The 17,207-nt window shown below is 66.8% G+C and carries 17 protein-coding genes and 1 pseudogene; 13 read left to right on the top strand and 5 right to left on the bottom strand.

Annotation, left to right across the window (positions count from 1 at the left end; genetic code table 11):
- Positions 1-4 precede the first annotated feature (4 nt).
- From BM193_RS03595 to BM193_RS03565, 7 genes are all read left to right on the top strand, one after another.
- Entirely contained in the window at positions 5-1,681 is a 1,677-nt protein-coding gene (locus BM193_RS03595; RefSeq protein WP_092795437.1) for a RecQ family ATP-dependent DNA helicase, read from the top strand.
- 90 nt (positions 1,682-1,771) lie between these two features.
- A complete protein-coding gene (locus tag BM193_RS03590) occupies positions 1,772-2,815 on the top strand; it encodes a ligase-associated DNA damage response exonuclease (RefSeq protein WP_092795435.1) in 1,044 nt (347 codons plus the stop codon).
- Positions 2,808-4,439, top strand: coding sequence for an ATP-dependent DNA ligase (locus tag BM193_RS03585; RefSeq protein WP_092795434.1), 1,632 nt, complete (start codon positions 2,808-2,810; stop codon positions 4,437-4,439). The genes BM193_RS03590 and BM193_RS03585 overlap by 8 nt, the downstream gene beginning before the upstream one ends.
- A 21-nt stretch (positions 4,440-4,460) precedes the next feature.
- Positions 4,461-6,926, top strand: coding sequence for a ligase-associated DNA damage response DEXH box helicase (locus tag BM193_RS03580; protein WP_092795432.1), 2,466 nt, complete (start codon positions 4,461-4,463; stop codon positions 6,924-6,926).
- Positions 6,923-7,609, top strand: a complete 687-nt coding sequence (gene pdeM, locus BM193_RS03575) for a ligase-associated DNA damage response endonuclease PdeM (protein ID WP_092795430.1) — start codon at positions 6,923-6,925, stop codon at positions 7,607-7,609. The genes BM193_RS03580 and pdeM overlap by 4 nt, the downstream gene beginning before the upstream one ends.
- 193 nt (positions 7,610-7,802) lie before the next feature.
- A complete protein-coding gene (locus BM193_RS03570; protein ID WP_092795428.1) occupies positions 7,803-8,183 on the top strand; it encodes a KGG domain-containing protein in 381 nt (126 codons plus the stop codon).
- 210 nt (positions 8,184-8,393) lie between these two features.
- Positions 8,394-8,660: a hypothetical protein gene (locus tag BM193_RS03565; protein ID WP_092795426.1), complete on the top strand. Its 267-nt coding sequence runs from the start codon at positions 8,394-8,396 to the stop codon at positions 8,658-8,660.
- 18 nt (positions 8,661-8,678) lie between these two features.
- Here the strand turns inward: BM193_RS03565 and BM193_RS03560 are convergent.
- A pseudogene (locus tag BM193_RS03560) lies at positions 8,679-9,290 on the bottom strand (DUF2239 family protein).
- Between the two features lie 32 nt (positions 9,291-9,322).
- Positions 9,323-9,820, bottom strand: coding sequence for a pyridoxamine 5'-phosphate oxidase family protein (locus tag BM193_RS03555; protein ID WP_092797008.1), 498 nt, complete (start codon positions 9,818-9,820; stop codon positions 9,323-9,325).
- A 278-nt stretch (positions 9,821-10,098) separates the two neighbouring features.
- On the opposite strand from BM193_RS03555, the gene BM193_RS03550 reads away from it, so the two are divergent.
- The 6 genes from BM193_RS03550 to BM193_RS03525 all read left to right on the top strand — a co-directional run bounded on the left by BM193_RS03550 (position 10,099) and on the right by BM193_RS03525 (position 15,203).
- Entirely contained in the window at positions 10,099-10,752 is a 654-nt protein-coding gene (locus BM193_RS03550) for a PepSY-associated TM helix domain-containing protein (RefSeq protein WP_092795424.1), read from the top strand.
- 31 nt (positions 10,753-10,783) lie between these two features.
- Positions 10,784-11,299, top strand: a complete 516-nt coding sequence (locus BM193_RS03545; protein WP_092795422.1) for a DUF2271 domain-containing protein — start codon at positions 10,784-10,786, stop codon at positions 11,297-11,299.
- 12 nt (positions 11,300-11,311) lie between these two features.
- Positions 11,312-12,136, top strand: a complete 825-nt coding sequence (locus tag BM193_RS03540; protein ID WP_092797005.1) for a DUF4198 domain-containing protein — start codon at positions 11,312-11,314, stop codon at positions 12,134-12,136.
- A 29-nt stretch (positions 12,137-12,165) separates the two neighbouring features.
- The gene (locus BM193_RS03535) at positions 12,166-13,194 is read left to right on the top strand and encodes an FAD:protein FMN transferase (RefSeq protein ID WP_092795420.1); all 1,029 of its coding nucleotides are present in this window, start codon (positions 12,166-12,168) and stop codon (positions 13,192-13,194) included.
- Positions 13,195-13,207: 13 nt separating this feature from the next.
- Complete coding sequence (locus BM193_RS03530; protein WP_092795418.1) at positions 13,208-14,572, top strand: sulfite reductase subunit alpha; 1,365 nt, start codon at positions 13,208-13,210, stop codon at positions 14,570-14,572.
- 70 nt (positions 14,573-14,642) lie between these two features.
- A complete protein-coding gene (locus BM193_RS03525; protein ID WP_092795416.1) occupies positions 14,643-15,203 on the top strand; it encodes a glutathione peroxidase in 561 nt (186 codons plus the stop codon).
- A gap of 103 nt (positions 15,204-15,306) precedes the next feature.
- On the opposite strand, the gene BM193_RS03520 is transcribed toward BM193_RS03525, so the two are convergent.
- The 3 genes from BM193_RS03520 to hemP form a co-directional block, all read right to left on the bottom strand.
- A complete protein-coding gene (locus BM193_RS03520) occupies positions 15,307-16,533 on the bottom strand; it encodes a DUF2325 domain-containing protein (RefSeq protein ID WP_092795413.1) in 1,227 nt (408 codons plus the stop codon).
- Between the two features lie 44 nt (positions 16,534-16,577).
- The gene (locus tag BM193_RS03515; RefSeq protein WP_092795411.1) at positions 16,578-16,904 is read right to left on the bottom strand and encodes a hypothetical protein; all 327 of its coding nucleotides are present in this window, start codon (positions 16,902-16,904) and stop codon (positions 16,578-16,580) included.
- A gap of 88 nt (positions 16,905-16,992) precedes the next feature.
- Positions 16,993-17,190 carry a hemin uptake protein HemP gene (gene hemP, locus BM193_RS03510; RefSeq protein WP_034750559.1) on the bottom strand — a complete coding sequence of 66 codons (198 nt, stop codon included), beginning with the start codon at positions 17,188-17,190 and terminating at the stop codon, positions 16,993-16,995.
- Positions 17,191-17,207 lie beyond the last annotated feature (17 nt).

Here is a 17,207-nt window from a genome sequence, read left to right as displayed (position 1 = left end):
GGCAATGAAAGACCCCCTGACAGATCCGGGCCGCGCACCCCGGCGCGCGATCCAGCGCCTGCTGCGCTCGGTATTTGGCATGCAGCGGCTGCGCGCGGGCCAGCAGGAAGTCATCGACAGCGTGCTGGCGGGGCGCGATACGCTGGCCATCATGCCCACGGGCAGCGGCAAGTCGCTATGCTACCAGTTGCCCGCGTCGCTCCTGCCCGGCGCCACCCTCGTGGTGTCGCCGCTGATTTCACTGATGAAGGACCAGCTGGAAAAGCTGCATGCGCTGGGCATCACGGCGGTGCAGCTCAATAGCAGCCTCACGCGCGCCGAGGAGGACGATGCCCTGGCCACGATCGCGCGCGGCGGAAAGCTCATTATCTTTTGCACGCCGGAACGGCTGGCGATGCCGGAGTTCCTGGCGCTGCTGTCCCCGGCGCCGCCCGTGCTGGCCGTCATCGACGAAGCCCATTGCATCTCGCAGTGGGGGCATGACTTCCGTCCCGCCTACCTGGAAATCGCCGCCGCCCTGCGCGCGCTGGGGCGTCCGCCCGTGCTGGCGCTGACGGCCACGGCCACCGAGGAAGTGACGGCCGATATCCGCGCGCAGCTCGATGCGACCCGGCTGCACGTCGTCAGTACAGGCATCTACCGCGCCAATCTGCGCTACCGCGTGATCCAGGTGACCAATGCCGGCGAAAAACAGGACGAAGTCCTGCGGCTGCTGCGCGAGACGCCGGGCGTGGGCATCGTCTATGCGGCCACGGTGAAAGCCGTCGAAGACTTGACGGCCCGCCTGGAAGAACTGGGTGAAAGCGTCACTTGCTATCACGGCAAGCTGGCGGCGCGCGAGCGCCAGCAGCACCAGGATCTGTTCATGGGCGGCGAGCGCCGCATCATGGTGGCCACGAATGCGTTTGGCATGGGCATCGACAAGCCCGATACGCGCTTCGTCATCCATGTGCAGGTGCCGGCCAACCTGGAAGCCTACTACCAGGAATCGGGGCGGGCGGGGCGCGATGGCTTGCCTGCCGACTGCACCTTGCTGTACTTCCAGGAAGACAAGCGGGTGCAGCAATTCTTTCTCGCCAAGCACTATCCCACGGCCGAAGAGCTGGCCGCCATCGTCGCTGCGGCGCAGGAATTGCCGGCCACCTTCCGCGCGGACGCCTTGCAGGCGGCCTTGCCCGAGTTTTCCGAAGGCCACTTGAAAGTCTGCCTGAAATTATTGAAAGACGGCAAGCTGCTACGCCAGGACCGCAAGCTGGGCTACAGCCTGAAAGCGCCGTCCGCGAAGACGCCCACCTACGCGCAGCTGGCGCAGATCTATGTCGACAAGCAGGAGCGCGACAAGCAGGCGCTGGAACAAATGGTGGCGTATGCGCAAAGCGGCCTGTGCCGCTGGAAGCTGCTGCTCGATTATTTTGGCGATGCCGGCGATTTCGAGCGCTGTTGCACCTGTGACAATTGCCTGTCGCCGCCGGCGCTGGCCCAGCCCATGGCGCTCGACGATATCGTCTTGCCCGAGCTGTCCGCCGCGCCGCCCGTGCCCCTGATTACCGTCGGCAGCCGCGTGCGCGTGCCCCGTTACCAGATCGGCACCGTGCTGTCCGTGGCGGGCGACCAGGTGACGATTGCCTTTCCAGAAAACACCACGCGCACCTTCATGGCGGAGTTCGTCGCCCCCGCGTGAGGCCCCAGTGTGCGCTTTCGAACAGTGATTTGGCGCAACAGCGCTAGAATCAGCCCATGCAACGCGGCTTTTTAACGCAGGGAGCAGGGCATGGCGGACATGGTGGTGGTGCGCAAGGAAGGCTTGTATTGTGTGCCGGGCGAGTTTTACATCGACCCGTGGCGTCCCGTCGAGCGCGCCATCATCACGCATGCGCATGCGGACCATGCGAGAGTCGGGCACCGGCATTATCTGTGCGCGGCGCCCGGCGTGCAGGTGCTGCGCGCGCGCCTGGGGCCCGTCGCCATCCAGGGCCTGGCATATGGCGAAAGCATCGAGCACCACGGCGTGCGCGTGTCGCTGCATCCGGCCGGCCACGTGCTGGGCTCGGCCCAGGTGCGCATGGAAACGGGCGGCGAAGTATGGGTGGCGTCCGGCGACTACAAGCTTCAGCCGGACCCCACCTGCGTGCCGTTCGAGCCCGTCCGCTGCGATACCTTCATCACGGAATCCACCTTTGGCCTGCCCATCTACCGCTGGCAGGCGCCGCAGGAAATCAATGAGGACATCAACCAGTGGTGGCGCAGGAATGCGGCCGAGGGACGCACCAGCGTGCTGTTCTGCTATGCCTTCGGCAAGGCGCAGCGCATCCTGGCCGGCCTCGATCCGTCCATCGGCCCCATCGTCTGCCATGGCGCGGCGCAGGCCCTGACGGAAGTCTATCGCGCCTCGGGCGTGGCCCTGCCGGCCACCGTGATGGTGGGCGACGTCACGGACAAGGCGGCCCTGAAGACGGCCATGGTGATCGCGCCGCCGTCGGCCGCCGGCTCGCCGTGGATGAAGCGCTTCGGCGACTACAGCGATGCGTTTGCCAGCGGCTGGATGCTGCTGCGCGGGGCGCGCCGCCGGCGCGGCGTGGACCGGGGTTTCGTGCTGTCCGACCATGCCGACTGGCCCGGCCTGATGCAAGCCATCGCGGCCACGCAGGCGCCGCGCATCATCGTCACCCACGGCTCGATTCCCGTGATGGTGCGCTGGCTGCAGCAGAACGGCTGGCAGGCAGGCGGCTTCGAGACGGAATATGGCGATGACGAGGCCGATGACACGGCTAGCACGCCCGCGCCCGCGCCACCGGAGGAGCTGCCCCATGCGTGAATTCGCCCAGCTGTACGGAGAACTCGACGACACCACGTCCACCAGCCGCAAGCTGGCGGCGCTGCAGGCGTACTTCCAGCGCGCCGCGCCCGCGGATGCGGCCTGGGCCGTCTACTTCCTGGCGGGCGGCAAGCCGCGCCAGGCCGTGCCCAGCAAATTGCTGCGCGAGCTGGCGACCGAGCGCGCCGGCCTCGACGCCTGGCTGTTCGACGAGGCGTACCACGCCGTGGGCGACCTGGCGGAAACCATCGCCCTGATCCTGCCCGCGCCGGGCCAGCGCAGCGACATCGGCCTGGCCGAGTGGATCGAGCAGCGCATCGCGCCCTTGCGCGGCGCGGCGCCGGAAACCATCCGCGCCAGCCTGCTGGCGTACTGGGACGAACTGGAAACGCGCGAGCGCTTCCTGCTTGTCAAGCTCATCGGCGGCGGCTTTCGCGTGGGCGTCTCGAAACTGCTGGTGACGCGCGCGCTGGCGTCCATCGCCGCCATCGACAGCAAGCTGATCGCCCAGCGCCTGATGGGCTGGACCGATGGCAAGGTCAGCCCCACGGGCGCGGGATTTTTAAAACTGATCAGTGCGCAATCGGACGGCGAGCACGCGCTGCGCGGCGGCCAGCCGTATCCATTCTTCCTCGCCCATCCCTTGCAGGCGGCGCCGGAAACCTTGGGCGAGCCCGGCGACTGGCTGGTGGAATGGAAGTATGACGGCATGCGGGCGCAGCTGCTGCGCCGCGCTGGCGCCAGCTGGCTATGGTCGCGCGGCGAAGAGCTGATCACGGAGCGCTTTCCCGAACTGGCGCAAGTGCCCTTGCCGGAAGGCACGGTGCTCGATGGCGAAATCCTCATCTGGCAGCCGGGCGACGTGCCATCCGCGTTTGCCGACCTGCAAAAGCGCATGGGCCGCAAGACGGTCTCGCCCAAGCTGCTGGCGGAGCTGCCCGCCGTGCTGGTGGCCTACGATATGCTGGAAATGGATGGCGTGGATATCCGCCACCTGCCGCAGCGGGAGCGGCGTGCGCTGCTGGAAGGCGTGGTGGCGCAAGTGGCTTCGCCGGCGCTGCGCCTGTCGCCGCGCATCGAGGCGGCAAGCTGGGAGGCGCTGGCGGCCATCCGCGTGGAATCGCGCGCGCGCGGCGTCGAAGGCATGATGCTCAAGGCCATGTCGGCCGCGTATGGGGTGGGCCGCACGAAAGACGTGGGCACCTGGTGGAAGTGGAAGATCGATCCGTATTCCGTCGACGCCGTGCTGATCTATGCCCAGGCGGGCCACGGCCGGCGCGCCTCGCTGTACACGGACTACACGTTTGCCGTGTGGGATGACGTGGAGGAGGGCGAGCGCAAGCTGGTGCCGTTCGCCAAGGCATATTCGGGCCTGACGGATGCGGAGATCGGGCAGGTCGACGCCGCCATCCGCAAGACGACGATCGAAAAATTCGGTCCCGTGCGCAGCGTCAAGCCGAGCATGGTGTTCGAGATCGGCTTCGAAGGCATCGCCGCGTCCGGCCGCCACAAGGCGGGCATCGCCGTGCGCTTCCCGCGCATCCTGCGCCGCCGTGAAGACAAGACGATCGCCGACGCCGACACCCTGGCCACCTTGAAGGCCATGCTGGCGAGCGCCGCATGAAGGACCAGCCGTGAGCAAGCGATGAGCAAAAGCACGCTGGCGCAGCGCATCGACGCCTGGTTCCTCGGGCGCGGCTGGACGGTGTTCCCGTTCCAGCGCGGCGTCTGGCGCGCCGCGGCGCAAGGGCAATCCGGCCTGCTGCATGCGAGCACGGGGTCCGGCAAGACCTACGCCGTGTGGTTCGGTGCCTTGCTGCGCGCCGAGCGCCTGCGACGGCAAGGACGCAAGCAGGGCTTGCGCGTGCTGTGGATCACGCCCATGCGCGCGCTGGCGGCCGACACGGTGCGCGCGCTGCAAGCGTCCGGCGCGGATCTCGCGCCCGGCTGGCGCGTCGAAGCGCGCACGGGCGACACCAGCGCGGCGCAGCGGGCGCGGCAGGCGAAGGCCTGGCCAGATGTGCTCGTCACCACGCCGGAAAGCCTGTCCCTGATGCTGAGCCAGGCCGACGCGCACGAACGCTTCGGCCTGCTGGAAACGGTGATCGTCGATGAGTGGCACGAGCTGATGGGCAGCAAGCGCGGCGTGCAGGTGCAGCTGGCGCTGGCCCGCCTGCGCCGCTGGAACGGCGCCGTGGTGACGTGGGGCCTGTCGGCCACCCTGGGCAATCTGCGCCAGGCGCAGGACGTGCTGCTGGGCGCGGAAAACGCCGGCGTGCTGGTGGAAGGCAAGGTCAAAAAGCGCCTCCTCGTCGACAGCCTGATTCCCGTCAATCCCACGCGTTTTCCCTGGGGCGGCCACCTGGGCATCCAGATGCTGCAGCCGCTGATCGCCGAGATCGAGGGCAGCGCCACCACCCTGGTGTTTACGAATACGCGTTCGCAGGCGGAGCTGTGGTACCAGCACCTGCTCGATGCGCGGCCCGACTGGGCGGGCCTGATCGCGCTGCACCACGGTTCGCTCGACCGCGAGGTGCGCGAATGGGTCGAGCAGCATCTGAAGACGGGCGAGCTGAAGGCCGTCGTGTGCACGTCCAGCCTGGACCTGGGCGTGGATTTCCTGCCCGTCGAACGGGTGCTGCAGGTGGGCAGCGCGAAGGGCATCGCGCGCCTGGTGCAGCGGGCCGGACGCAGCGGCCACGCGCCGGGGCGCATCTCGCGCGTCACCTTAGTGCCCACCAACAGCCTGGAATTGCTGGAGGCGGCGGGCGCCCGCGCGGCCCTGGCCCAGGGCCACCTGGAAGCGCGCCCCGTGCCGGACAAGCCGCTCGACGTGCTGGTGCAGCACCTGGTGACGATCGCGCTGGGCGGCGGTTTTTCTTCAGCCCAGTTGTACGGGGAAGTGCGCGCGGCCTGGTCCTACCGCCACCTGACGCCGGACGAGTGGCAGTGGGCGCTCGATTTCGTCGCGCGCGGCGGGCAAAGCCTGACCGTGTATCCGGAATACCGGCGCGTGCTGCCGGACGCCGACGGCGTGTACCGCGTGCCGGACGCCGCCCTGGCGCGGCGCCACCGCATGAGCATCGGCACCATCGTGTCGGAGGCGGCGATCCAGGTCAAGTTCATGAGCGGCGGACGGATCGGCAGCATCGAGGAATCGTTCATTTCGCGCTTGCGGCAGGGCGATCATTTCCTGTTTGGCGGGCGCATCCTGGAATTCGTGCGCGTGCACGAGATGACGGCCTACGTGCGGCGCGCCACGGGCAGCCGCGGCGCCGTGCCGCGCTGGCAGGGCGGCAAGATGCCGCTGTCGTCGGAACTGGCGCATGCCGTGCTGGACCAGTTGCAGCTGGCGCAGGAAGGGCGCGCCAGCGGCCCCGAGATGCGCGCGCTGGCGCCATTGCTGGCGATCCAGGCGCGCTGGTCCGCCTTGCCCACGCGCACGGCCCTGCTGGTGGAAACCTTGTCCAGCCGCGAAGGGCGGCACCTGTTCGTGTATCCGTTCGCGGGCAGGTCCGTGCACCTGGGCCTGGCGTCCCTGCTGGCCTACCGCATCGCCCGCACGCAGCCGGCCACCTTGTCCATCGCCGTCAACGACTACGGTTTTGAATTGCTGGGCGCCAGCGAGCTCGATTACGCGCCGCTGTTCGACGCGGCCACGGGCGCGGGGCTGGCGCTGTTCAGCACGGACCACTTGCTGGAAGACGTGCTGGCCAGCCTGAACGCGACGGAATTGTCGCAGCGCCGTTTCCGCGAAATCGCCCGCATCGCCGGCCTCGTGTTCCAGGGCTATCCTGGCCAGCCCAAAAGCGCGCGCCAGCTGCAGGCCTCGTCCTCGCTGTTCTTTGAAGTGTTCCGCAAGCACGACGCGGCCAACTTGCTGTTGAGCCAGGCGCAGCGCGAAGTGCTGGAGCAGGAACTGGAACTGACGCGCCTGCGCGACACCTTGCGCGAGCTGCATGCACGGGCAATTTCCCTGCAGCCCCTGGAGCGGGCCTCGCCCTTTGCCTTCGGCCTGATGGTCGAGCGCTTCCGCGAACAGCTGACGACGGAAAAACTGTCGGACCGCGTGGCGCGCCTGGTGAGCGCGCTGGAAAAGGCGGCCGCATGAGCGGGCAGGGGCAGGACCACTGCGTGGTGGAACTGGCGGGCGAGCGCGTCTGGCTGCTGGCGCAAAAGGCCGTGTACTGGCCGGCGCGCAAGATGCTGGTCATCGCCGACATCCATTTCGGCAAGGCCGCGTCCTTCCGCGCGCTGGGCGTGCCCGTGCCGCGCGGCACCACCACGCAAAACCTGCTGGCGCTCGACGCCTTGCTGGCGGCCCACGATTGCGAGGAAATCGTCTTTCTCGGCGACTTCCTGCATGCGCGCGCCGCGCATGCGCCGGCCACGGTGGCGGACATGCTGGCGTGGCGACATCGCCATCCCCGCCTGCGCCTGACGGTGGTGCGCGGCAACCACGACCTGCATGCGGGCGACCCGGCGGCGGCGCTGGGCATCCACATGGCCGACGAGCCGCATACCGTGGGCCATCTGTCGTTCTGCCATCACCCGGAAACGCCGGCACCTGGCCATGTGCTGGCCGGCCATGTGCATCCCGTGTTTCACTTGCGCGCCACGGCAACGGGACTGCGCGGCGGCCTGCGCCTGCCGTGTTTCTTGCTGGGCGCGGCGCGCACCGTCTTGCCGTCGTTCGGCGCCTTTACGGGCGGCCATGCGGTCCGTCCGGCCAGTGGCGAGCGCGTGTACGTGACGGCCGACGCGGTGATTTTCGCCCTTCCCCCGCACTGCTGAGTGTCTGGTACTTTTGGTGAAAAATTAAAAGTAACCGCGCCACCAAGGGCGGGACTCATCCTACATCAGCGCTTGCCATCCTCCTATTTCTTGCGCCCCATGGGCGCACTAAGATGACTGCTCCCTTGCCATGCGAGGGGGAAGAATTGCATGGTTTGCACTGTTTCTGATTCTATCGATCAAGGAGATCATCATGGCCACATCGAGCGACAACAAACAGCAAGGCGGCAGTAAAGCCACTGGCGGCAGCGGCAGTGGCGGCAGCAGCGGCAGCAAGCAAAGCGATACCAGCAAGCGCGGTTTTGCTTCCATGGACCCGGCCCAGCAGCGTGAAATCGCCAGCGAAGGGGGGCGCGCCGCGCATGAAAAAGGCACGGCGCATGAATTCACGTCGGAAGAAGCGCGCCGCGCGGGCAGCCAAAGCCACAAGAACGATGCCAACCGACAAAGCGCTTCCAGCAGCGGCGGCACGCGCGACAACGCCAGCATGAACCAGGAAGGCAGCCGCGACAGTGGCAACAAGCAAAGTGGCGGCAGCGGGTCCAGTTCCGGTGCGGGCTCGCGCAACAAGTAAGCAGGATGGGCATCAAGGTGAGCATGGCCGGCGGGGAGACTGCGCCTCGCCGGCCGTGTGACGCGTTCTTGCGTTGGGCCGCAAAATTTTGATGCAATGCAGCAGGCATGGACTATGATGAAATGGCAGCGCTGGCAGCGCCGTTGCCATTAGCGCGCAGTGCCTGCGCACGCATGCAGTCTGCATGGTCACTTAACGATCAGGGAGAAGATGATGGGCAACTCCACCACGCCACAGCCAGGCAATAGCCAGGGCACAGCGCCGTCCGCGGCGGGCAGCAAGCAAAGCACGGCCGAGTCGGCCGAGAGCTTTGTGCTGGTCGATAGCGAGCAAGGACTCGATATCGGCGACGACCTGTTTTCCATCGGCGAGGTGCGGCGTGCCGACCGCTTGCCGCATCACCAGTCCGGCTCCGCCAGCCAGAACCGGCAGAGCGCCGACGACGCGCCCGATACGACCGGCAGCACGGGCGTCTGATCTGTCATCAGCCCGCGCTCAAGCGTCGGACCATCCCCGTTCGGCCAGCTGCAAGACGTGCGTGCGCACGTCGTCTGGCCATTCCTGTACGCATGCCAGGAGCCCGGCGAACAGGGCACGGCTGGCCTCTTCGAAACCGGGGGGCATCGCCGGCCAGCGCGCGCAGGAACTGGTAGGCCGCGACTGGTCGGCCGCGTCGCGCGCCTGGCGCTGCTCGTCCTGCGCCTTGCTGCCCCGTTGCGCGTGTTCCACCCGCTTGCGCAAGGCCACGGAGGCGCCGCCCGGCTGGGTCGCCAGCCATGCCCAGTGACGCGGCAACAGGGTGACTTCGCGCGCCACCACGCCCAGCTTTGGCCGGCCCGCCATGCGTGCCGGAGCGGGCGCGGGCACCTGCATCGCCTGCGCCGCCGCGCGCGGCAAGCGCTACAGCACCTGCGCCAGGCTGCCATGCAGATTCAGGTCCACCTGGCTGCCGCTCACATCATCGACAATCAGGATTTGCGCATCGGGATCGCGCGTCACCAGCGCCTTCAGCGATTGCGCCACGGCGTGCAGTGCGCCGGCGGCCACGTTGCGCTGGCCGGCAAAGGCCGTGAGGCGGGGGAGCGGGGCTGGCGTGTCGGTGGGCATGCAGGCCGCCACAGGGAAGGCCGGCAAGCTTGCTACAGGTCGATCCGGCCATGTTCGCCCACATCCTTCGGCGGCTCGCCCGTGATGGCGGCCTTGGCCATTTCATAGAATTGCATCATCTTGCTGGCGCTGCTGTCCCAGTATTCCGCCGACTGGATCGTCACCTTGATCAGCGACAGTTTCGGATCGTCGAGTCCGCCCGGGAACCAGGCTTTCACCAGCGGGCTCCACAGTTCCTCCGCCTTGGCGCGGTCTTTCAGCAGTTGCGCATGGCCGCAGACGGAGACGTACAGGCTGTCGCCCGTGTCGACAAAGCTCACATTGACTTGCGGATTATTCAGCAAGTCGCGCGTATAGCTGGCGTCGTCCGAGACAAAGAACCAGATCTGCCCCTCGTTGTCGACCTGCTGCTGCGTCAGCGGCCGGCTCGTCAGGGTGCGCATATCGTCGCTGGTGGTGAGCATGCCGAATTTCACGCTCTTGATCTTGGCGGCGATGCCGGCCAGTTGTTCGCTGGAATACTGTTGCATGGTGTGCTCCTGGTTGATTGTCCTGAACAACAGCATAGGCGGACGCGTCGGGCGGCTCTGTACGCCAGCTTACGTAGTGGCGCAGGCGTGCCACCACCGTGCCATGTTTCAAGGTTGTTACAAAACGCTGGCTAGACGCGGCTTCCCATGTATTGACTTAATAAATGATAATCATTATCATTTGTTTGAAACTATGCGCATGGACTCTGATTGAAGGATGGGAATGAAGCACACTGACTTGCCGCGCCGCCTGGCTCGCCGCTCGCCGGGAGCACTCGATGGGTAACGCGGGCGCCGCGGACAAGGCCAAGAACAACGCCAGCCGCGCTGTCTGGCTGAAGAATTTGCACCAATGGCACTGGATCAGCTCGGCGCTTTGCCTGCTGGGCATGTTCCTGTTCGCCATCACCGGCATCACCCTGAACCACGCCAGCCAGATCGAAGCCAAGCCGTCGGTCACGCGCCAGAAAGCGCAATTGCCGGCACCGCTGGTGACGGAACTGGCCGCGTATGCCGGCAGTCACGATGGCGCCAACGCACCCTTGCCGGCCACCGCCGAAACCTGGCTCAAGCAGCAATGGTCGCTCAATGCGGGCGGCCGTTCCGCCGAATGGAGCGTCGACGAGGTGTACCTGCCGCTGCCCAAGGCGGGCGGCGACGCCTGGGTGCGCATCGGCCTGGAAGACGGCGCCGCCGAATATGAATTGACGGACCGGGGCTGGGTGTCCTGGCTCAACGATGTGCACAAGGGCCGCAACACGGGCGTGGCCTGGAACTGGTTCATCGACATTTTCGCCGGCGCCTGCATCGTGTTTTGCCTGACCGGCTTGCTGATTTTGAAGTTCCACGCGGCCAACCGGCCATTTACCTGGCCGATGGTTGGCCTCGGTATCCTGATACCCTGCGCGATCGCCTTGCTGTTTATTCACTGATCGTTTTTATTTTACTTTTTACAGGCACACCATGAAATTACGCTACTCCCTGGCGCTTGGCCTTCCCCTGATCGGTACGTCGGCGATGGCGGCCGACCTGTCCCTCAAGATTGAAATTCCGCAACTGAACGTGGCGGAATACCACCGTCCGTACGTGGCGGCATGGCTGGAAACGGCGGACCAGAAGGTAGTCGGCAATCTGGCCGTGCTGTACGACGTGAAGAAGAAGGACAAGGCGGGCGAGAAATGGCTGAAGGACATGCGCCAATGGTGGCGCAAGAGCGGCCGCGACCTGGCCATGCCCGTCGACGGCGTCAGCGGCGCCACGCGCGCGCCCGGCGAACACACGCTGACCTTCCCCGGCGCCAAGGCCTTGCTCGACAAGCTGCCGGCCGGTGAATACCAGGTCGTGGTGGAAGCGGCGCGCGAAGCGGGCGGACGCGAACTGGTGCGCGTGCCGTTCCAGTGGCCGCTGAAATCGGCCCAGTCCGTGCCGGCCAAGGGCAAGGAAGAACTCGGCAATGTCGTCGTCCAACTCAAACCATAAAGGCGCACCATGATGTTCAAACAACTGAATAAATCGCTGATCGCCCTGGCCCTGGCCGGCCTGGCCATGAATGCCCACGCCCACCGCGGCTGGATGGTGCCATCGAGCACGATGGTGGAAAGCAAGGATGCCTGGGTCACGGTGGACGCCGCCGTGTCCGACGGCCTGTTCGAGATCGACCACCAGCCGCTGCGCCTCGACGCGCTGCAAGTCATCGGTCCCGATGGGGCGAAAGTGACGCCGGCAAATACCCTCACGGGCCGTTTGCGCAGCGTGTTTGACGTCAAGATGGAAAAGCCGGGCACCTACAAGGCCGCCATCGTGTCGCAAAACGTGATGGGCAGCTACACCGTGAATGGCGAGCAGAAGCGCTTCCGCGGCAACGAGGAAAGCTTCAAGAAGGACGTGCCGGCCGACGCGAAGGACTTGAAAATCACGCGCACGGCAGCCCGTCTGGAAACCTTCTTCAGCAATGGCGAAACCAGCACGGAAGTGTTCAAGCCGACGGGCGTGGGCCTGGAATTCGTGCCTGTCACCCATCCGAACGACTTGCGCGCGGGCGAGAAAGCCACGTGGCGTTTCCTGATCGACGGCAAGCCGGCGGCGAACCAGGCCTTCAGCCTGGTGCCAGGCGGCGTGCGTTACCGTGGCGTGCTCGGCGAAATCCGCCAGAGCACCGATGCCAAGGGCGAGATCACGTTTACGGTGCCCGCCGCCGGCATGTATTACCTGAGCAGCACCTGGCCCGCGGCCGCGCCAGCCGTGGCCGGCCAGCCGCCCGTGATGCCGGAGCGCCGCGCCACCTACGCGGCCTCCGTGGAAGTGCTGCCGCAGTAAGCGGCGGTATTCCAGCGACGAGCGTGCCGATGCGCCGGGTCCTGCTGCCCCAGCATATTTCCGATCAGGTCGCGCCGCCCGGCGCCGCGATCCGGGATCTGCGCGGCCTGACGATGGGTACCAGCTGGTCCGTGCGCCTGGTGGAGCCCGCCATGCCGGGGCGCGCGGGCAGCGGAGATTTGCAGCTGGGCTTGCAACAGCAGCTGGACCTGGTCGTGGCGCAGATGAGCCACTGGAGCGAGGAGTCCGACCTGGGCCGTTTCAACCGGGCCGAGCCCGGCAGCTGGCACAGCCTGCCCGCCGCGTTTTGCGACGTGCTGGGCTTTGCCATGCACGTGGCGCAGGCGTCGGGCGGCGCCTATGATCCCTGCGCCGGCGCGCTCGTCAACCTTTGGGGCTTCGGCCCGCGCCACCGCTACGACCAGCCCGGCTTTCTGCCCCCGAAGCACGATACGGTGGCCCTGCTGCTGTCGCAGCGCCAGCGCCGCCGCCTGGAGCTGGACTTGCCGGCGCGCCGCGCGCGCCAGCCCGGCGGCTTGCAGCTCGACCTGTCCGCCATTGCGAAGGGCTATGGCGTGGACCGCCTGGCCCGCTACCTGGAGAGTCAGGGCATCCATCACTACCTGGTGGAAGTGGGCGGCGAGCTGCGCGGCGCTGGCAGCAAGCCCGACGGCCAGCCATGGTGGGTCATGCTGGAGCAGGTCGACGGCGCCGGAGCCGACAGCCATCCGGCGGAAATGCTGCTGGCCTTGCACGGCTTGTCCGTGGCGACGTCGGGCGACTACCGGCGGTTCTTTGAAGATGGCACGGTTCGTTTCTCCCATACGATCGATCCCCGCAGCGGCGTGCCGATCGCCAATCAGCTCGCCTCCGTCACCGTCGTGCATGCCGAGTGCATGGCGGCCGACGCCTGGTCGACGGCCTTGACCGTGCTGGGCGTTGATGCCGGCATGGCGCTGGCCGAGGAGCAGGGCCTGGCCGCGCGCTTCCTGCAGCGCGACGGCCACGGCTACCGCGAATTTCTGAGCAGCCAGCTGCTGGCCATGCTCGACGAATGAAGACTTACTTTCCATGATTTTTACGCACGATACGACGCGGCTGGCCTTGCTGGCCGCCCTGTCCCTCAGTTATGCGGGCGTGTGCCTGGCGCCCTGGCTGCGCACGCAGGCCAGGCGCCGCGCGGCCGATGCCGCCAAGGCGGCGCTGGCTGACAGCCGGCCCTGGCTGGTGACGTATGCGAGCCAGACGGGCAATGCCGAAGAGCTGGCCACGCAAACGGCGCAGAGCCTGCGACTGGCCGGCATTGCCGTGCACCTGTGCCCGCTGGCGGACGTGACAGCCGACGATTTGCGGCAAGCGGAACGGGCCTTGTTCCTGGTCAGCACCTATGGCGAAGGCGATGCCCCCGACAATGCGGCCGCCTTCATGGGCCGCCTGATGACGGGTGAACTGGCGCTGCCGCAATTGCATTTTGCCGTGCTGGCCCTGGGCGACCGCGCTTATGGCCATTTCTGCGGCTTTGGCCGCGCGCTCGACGCCTGGCTGGCGGGGCAGGGCGCGTCGCGCCTGTTCGAGCGCATCGAAGTCGACCGCAGTGCCCATGCCGCCATCGAACAGTGGTTCCAGCATTTAAGTCACCTGGCCGGTACCAGCGATGCCCCGGACTGGAGCGCCCCGGCGTTTGGCGACTGGCGTCTCACGCACAGGCAGCTGCTCAACCCGGGCAGCGCGGGCGGCGCCATCTATCACGTGGAACTGGCGCCCGTGGCGGGCAGCTTGCCCGACTGGCAGTCGGGCGACCTGGTGCAGGTGGCCGCGCCCGCCGACCCGTCCCAGCCACGCGAATATTCGATCGCCTCGATCCCGCACGATGGCGGCGTGCACTTGCTGGTGCGCCAGCATGCGCATCCCGATGGCAGCCTGGGCCTGGCCTCGGGCTGGCTCACGGCGCAGGCGCAGGTGGGCGACGTGGTGCAGCTGCGCTTGCGCCAGCACCGGCGTTTCCGCCTGGAAGACAATGCCCAGCGGCCCCTGATCCTGATCGGCAATGGCAGCGGCATCGCCGGCTTGCGCGGCCACCTGAAAAGCCGCGTGCTGGCGGGCCAGCGGCGCAACTGGCTGATCTTTGGCGAACGCAACCTGGCCCACGATTTCCATTATCGAGAGGAAATTGAACGCTGGCATGCCAGCGGCGACCTGCCGCGCCTGGACCTGGCGTTCTCGCGCGACCAGGCGGAGCGGACCTATGTGCAGGACCGCCTGCGCGGCAATGCCGACGAAGTCAGGCTGTGGCTGGAGCAGGGGGCGGCGATGTATGTTTGCGGCAGCCTGGCCGGCATGGCGGGCGGCGTGGACCAGGCCCTGCAGGAGATGCTGGGCCGCCCCGCGCTCGACGCGCTGGCGGCCGAAGGACGCTACCGGCGCGACGTGTATTGAGTTTTTTGCCGCTGCCAGCACATTCGCGCGCGGGCGGCTATGATGGCTGTTTCATCCAAGGAGAGCCATCATGAGTGAGAGCATTTACGACATTCCCTTGCGCCGCATCAATGGCGAGCCCACCAGCCTCGATGCATACCGGGGCAAGGTGGTGCTGGTGGTGAACGTGGCGTCCGCCTGCGGCCTGACGCCGCAGTACGAGGGGCTGGAAAAACTCTACGCCGACAAGCAGGCCGAGGGCCTGGTGGTGGCCGGTTTTCCCGCCAACGAATTCGGCGCGCAGGAGCCGGGCAGCAACGCCGAGATCGCGGACTTTTGCCGCGGCACCTTTGGCGTGCAATTTCCCATGTTTGAAAAGATCGTCGTCAAGGGCCCGGGCCAGCATCCGCTGTACCAGCGCCTGGTCGAGCAGCAGCCGCGGGCGCAGGAAAAGCCGGGCAGCGATTTCCGCGCCAAGCTGGCCGGCTACGGCATCACGCAGGCGCAGCCTGCCGACGTGCTGTGGAATTTCGAGAAGTTTTTAATTAGCAAGGATGGCAAGGTGGTGGGGCGTTTCTCGCCAGACACCACGGTCGATGATGCCATCCTGCGCGACGCCATCGCGCGCGAGCTGGCGGTGCCAGCGGTGTAAGCGGCGCGGGCGGCGCAAGCGCGTGGCGCAAGCGCGTGGCGCAAGCGCGAGCCGCAAGCGCGAGGCGCAAGCGCGAGGCGCAAGCACGTCGCCCGGTCGACTCCTACTCTGCCGTGTGCAGCGCGGCAGGCTCCATGTCGCCGCTCACTTCCTGCAGGCCGCGCGCCAGGCTGGAGATGCTGGGGTTGTCGATGAAGACGCAGCGCTTGCCCGTGCGCTTGCAATAATCCTTCACGCGCCAGTAGGCGCTGTGGCTGATGCAGCCTGTCTGGCAAATCACCAGGTCGGCCGCCGCCAGGCTCGAATCGAGCAGGTTGGCGTTGTCTTCCAGGCCGCCATCGTGGTGGGCGAACTGCGCGCCCACTCTTTCGATGAGGGCGCGGTAGGTGGCCACATTGCCGCTGCGCCCGCCCACGCACAGGACGCTTTGATCGACCAGGCGGATCGGCATTTTCAGCTTGCCGCCCGTCGGCATTTCCAGCTTGGGCGCCGGTGGCGGCACGGCCGTGCCCTGGCGCGGCTGGGCTTGTTTCAAGTCGGCGATTTGCTGGCGCAATTCCTTCTCGCGCTCATCCATCTGCGCCAGGCGTTCCACCAGGCGCGTGCGCGATTCCAGCGCGGGTATCGCCGCCTGCAACTGCGCCAGTTCCGCGCGCAACTCCTCGATGACGCTATCCTTGCTGATCGAGTCAAAGCGCGTGCGCAGCAGCACGGCTTCCTGGCGTTCCAGGTCGCCCGTCTTTTCCAGCAGCATGGCCTGGCTGCGCTGTTGCAGCTTGGCCAGTTCATGCGTCAGGCGCGCATTTTCTTCCTGCAAGGCCGTAAACTTGCCCATGTCGGCGCGCACGCACGCGCCTGCCTGGTGCTGGATCATGTGCAGGTCGCGGCACATCTGTTCTTCCAGTTCCGCGTCGCAGCGCGGGTGCGTCAGGCCGGCCCAGAAGGCGCCCGACACGTCGCCGTTGGCGACGGCCGTGCGCCACAGTTGCGCTACCTGTTCCGTCGTCTTGGCGCCGCGAAAGCGCAGGATGACGGGAGCATAGCGGCGTTCGAGTTCCTTTTGCAGCGCTTCCGACAAGCGGTTGCGCACGCCGCATTCCGTCACGGCACCCACGTGCACTTCGTAATCGTCGGCCAGCACGCGCCCGCCCGTCATCTTGCCCACCAGCTTGCGCAGATAGCCGAGCGGCAAGCCCACGCCGACCAGCGGGCAATGGCAGGTATGCGACAGTTCCCACAGGCGCCGGCGGCGTGATGCAAGCGCGGCCGTGTCGGCCTCGCCGCTGGAACAATTGCTGATGACGGGCAAGGACTGGTCTTTGTCACACATGGCGATATCCTGGTGGGCGGTATAAGAAAGGGATGGCGAGCTGTTTATTGCGGCAAGGGCATGGCGGCGCGCCTCGCGCCGAGCATGCGGGCCAGGCGTGCGATGACGCTGGCTTTCGGCGGCACGGGCCGGTGCAGGGCCACCAGCGCGGCCCATTGCTGCGACAGCTGCTGGCAGGTGGCTTGCAGCACGGGGCCCAGGTCGGGCAGGCTGGAGAGTGCCTGCAAATGGCGTTCGATGACGCCCGCCAGTTTCGGGCAGGCGCCGTTGGCGTGGTAATGCGACATCAGGTGCAGCACGGCCGACAGCATCAACTCAGGCTGTTGCCCGTTCACGGACGAAAACTTCGAAGCAGGTTGGTCGGTCGCCATCAAACGCTCCTGTGCGGTGATTGGGCTGGCTGGCGCACGCGATGGGCACGACTGGCTGGCGAGTGGGGTGGCTGGCTGCCGCGCTGCTTCAGGCAGTCAGGATCAGCTTGTTCAATTGCGTGACGCGCAGGCGATAAATCTTGCCGCTGTGTTCAATCTCCACTTCGCGGCCCTGCTGCAGCAGCGCTTCGCTGGTGATGCGGCGCGCCGGCTGCGCCATGCTGACGGGCGGACGGACGTGGGCGGTGGCGGCATCCTGGATCAAGGCTGGTTTTGAGCTTTGCATGTTGGGCTTTCTTTGTC

The sequence above is a fragment of the Janthinobacterium sp. 344 genome, assembly GCF_900112025.1.
GTDB lineage: Bacteria > Pseudomonadota > Gammaproteobacteria > Burkholderiales > Burkholderiaceae_D > Janthinobacterium.
This window is presented reverse-complemented; position numbering and strand designations above follow the sequence as displayed.

Excerpts from the sequence above, each read along its gene's own strand:
- BM193_RS03555 (WP_092797008.1), bottom strand. The coding sequence starts at position 9,820 with ATGCAACAGTATTCCAGCGAACAACTGGCCGGCATCGCCGCCAAGATC.
- BM193_RS03580 (WP_092795432.1), top strand. The coding sequence starts at position 4,461 with ATGAGCAAAAGCACGCTGGCGCAGCGCATCGACGCCTGGTTCCTCGGG.
- BM193_RS03530 (WP_092795418.1), top strand. The coding sequence starts at position 13,208 with ATGATTTTTACGCACGATACGACGCGGCTGGCCTTGCTGGCCGCCCTG.
- BM193_RS03550 (WP_092795424.1), top strand. The coding sequence starts at position 10,099 with ATGGGTAACGCGGGCGCCGCGGACAAGGCCAAGAACAACGCCAGCCGC.
- BM193_RS03590 (WP_092795435.1), top strand. The coding sequence starts at position 1,772 with ATGGCGGACATGGTGGTGGTGCGCAAGGAAGGCTTGTATTGTGTGCCG.
- BM193_RS03565 (WP_092795426.1), top strand. The coding sequence starts at position 8,394 with ATGATGGGCAACTCCACCACGCCACAGCCAGGCAATAGCCAGGGCACA.
- hemP (WP_034750559.1), bottom strand. The coding sequence starts at position 17,190 with ATGCAAAGCTCAAAACCAGCCTTGATCCAGGATGCCGCCACCGCCCAC.
- pdeM (WP_092795430.1), top strand. The coding sequence starts at position 6,923 with ATGAGCGGGCAGGGGCAGGACCACTGCGTGGTGGAACTGGCGGGCGAG.
- BM193_RS03520 (WP_092795413.1), bottom strand. The coding sequence starts at position 16,533 with ATGTGTGACAAAGACCAGTCCTTGCCCGTCATCAGCAATTGTTCCAGC.
- BM193_RS03515 (WP_092795411.1), bottom strand. The coding sequence starts at position 16,904 with ATGGCGACCGACCAACCTGCTTCGAAGTTTTCGTCCGTGAACGGGCAA.
- BM193_RS03570 (WP_092795428.1), top strand. The coding sequence starts at position 7,803 with ATGGCCACATCGAGCGACAACAAACAGCAAGGCGGCAGTAAAGCCACT.
- BM193_RS03545 (WP_092795422.1), top strand. The coding sequence starts at position 10,784 with ATGAAATTACGCTACTCCCTGGCGCTTGGCCTTCCCCTGATCGGTACG.
- BM193_RS03525 (WP_092795416.1), top strand. The coding sequence starts at position 14,643 with ATGAGTGAGAGCATTTACGACATTCCCTTGCGCCGCATCAATGGCGAG.
- BM193_RS03540 (WP_092797005.1), top strand. The coding sequence starts at position 11,312 with ATGTTCAAACAACTGAATAAATCGCTGATCGCCCTGGCCCTGGCCGGC.
- BM193_RS03585 (WP_092795434.1), top strand. The coding sequence starts at position 2,808 with ATGCGTGAATTCGCCCAGCTGTACGGAGAACTCGACGACACCACGTCC.
- BM193_RS03595 (WP_092795437.1), top strand. The coding sequence starts at position 5 with ATGAAAGACCCCCTGACAGATCCGGGCCGCGCACCCCGGCGCGCGATC.
- BM193_RS03535 (WP_092795420.1), top strand. The coding sequence starts at position 12,166 with ATGCGCCGGGTCCTGCTGCCCCAGCATATTTCCGATCAGGTCGCGCCG.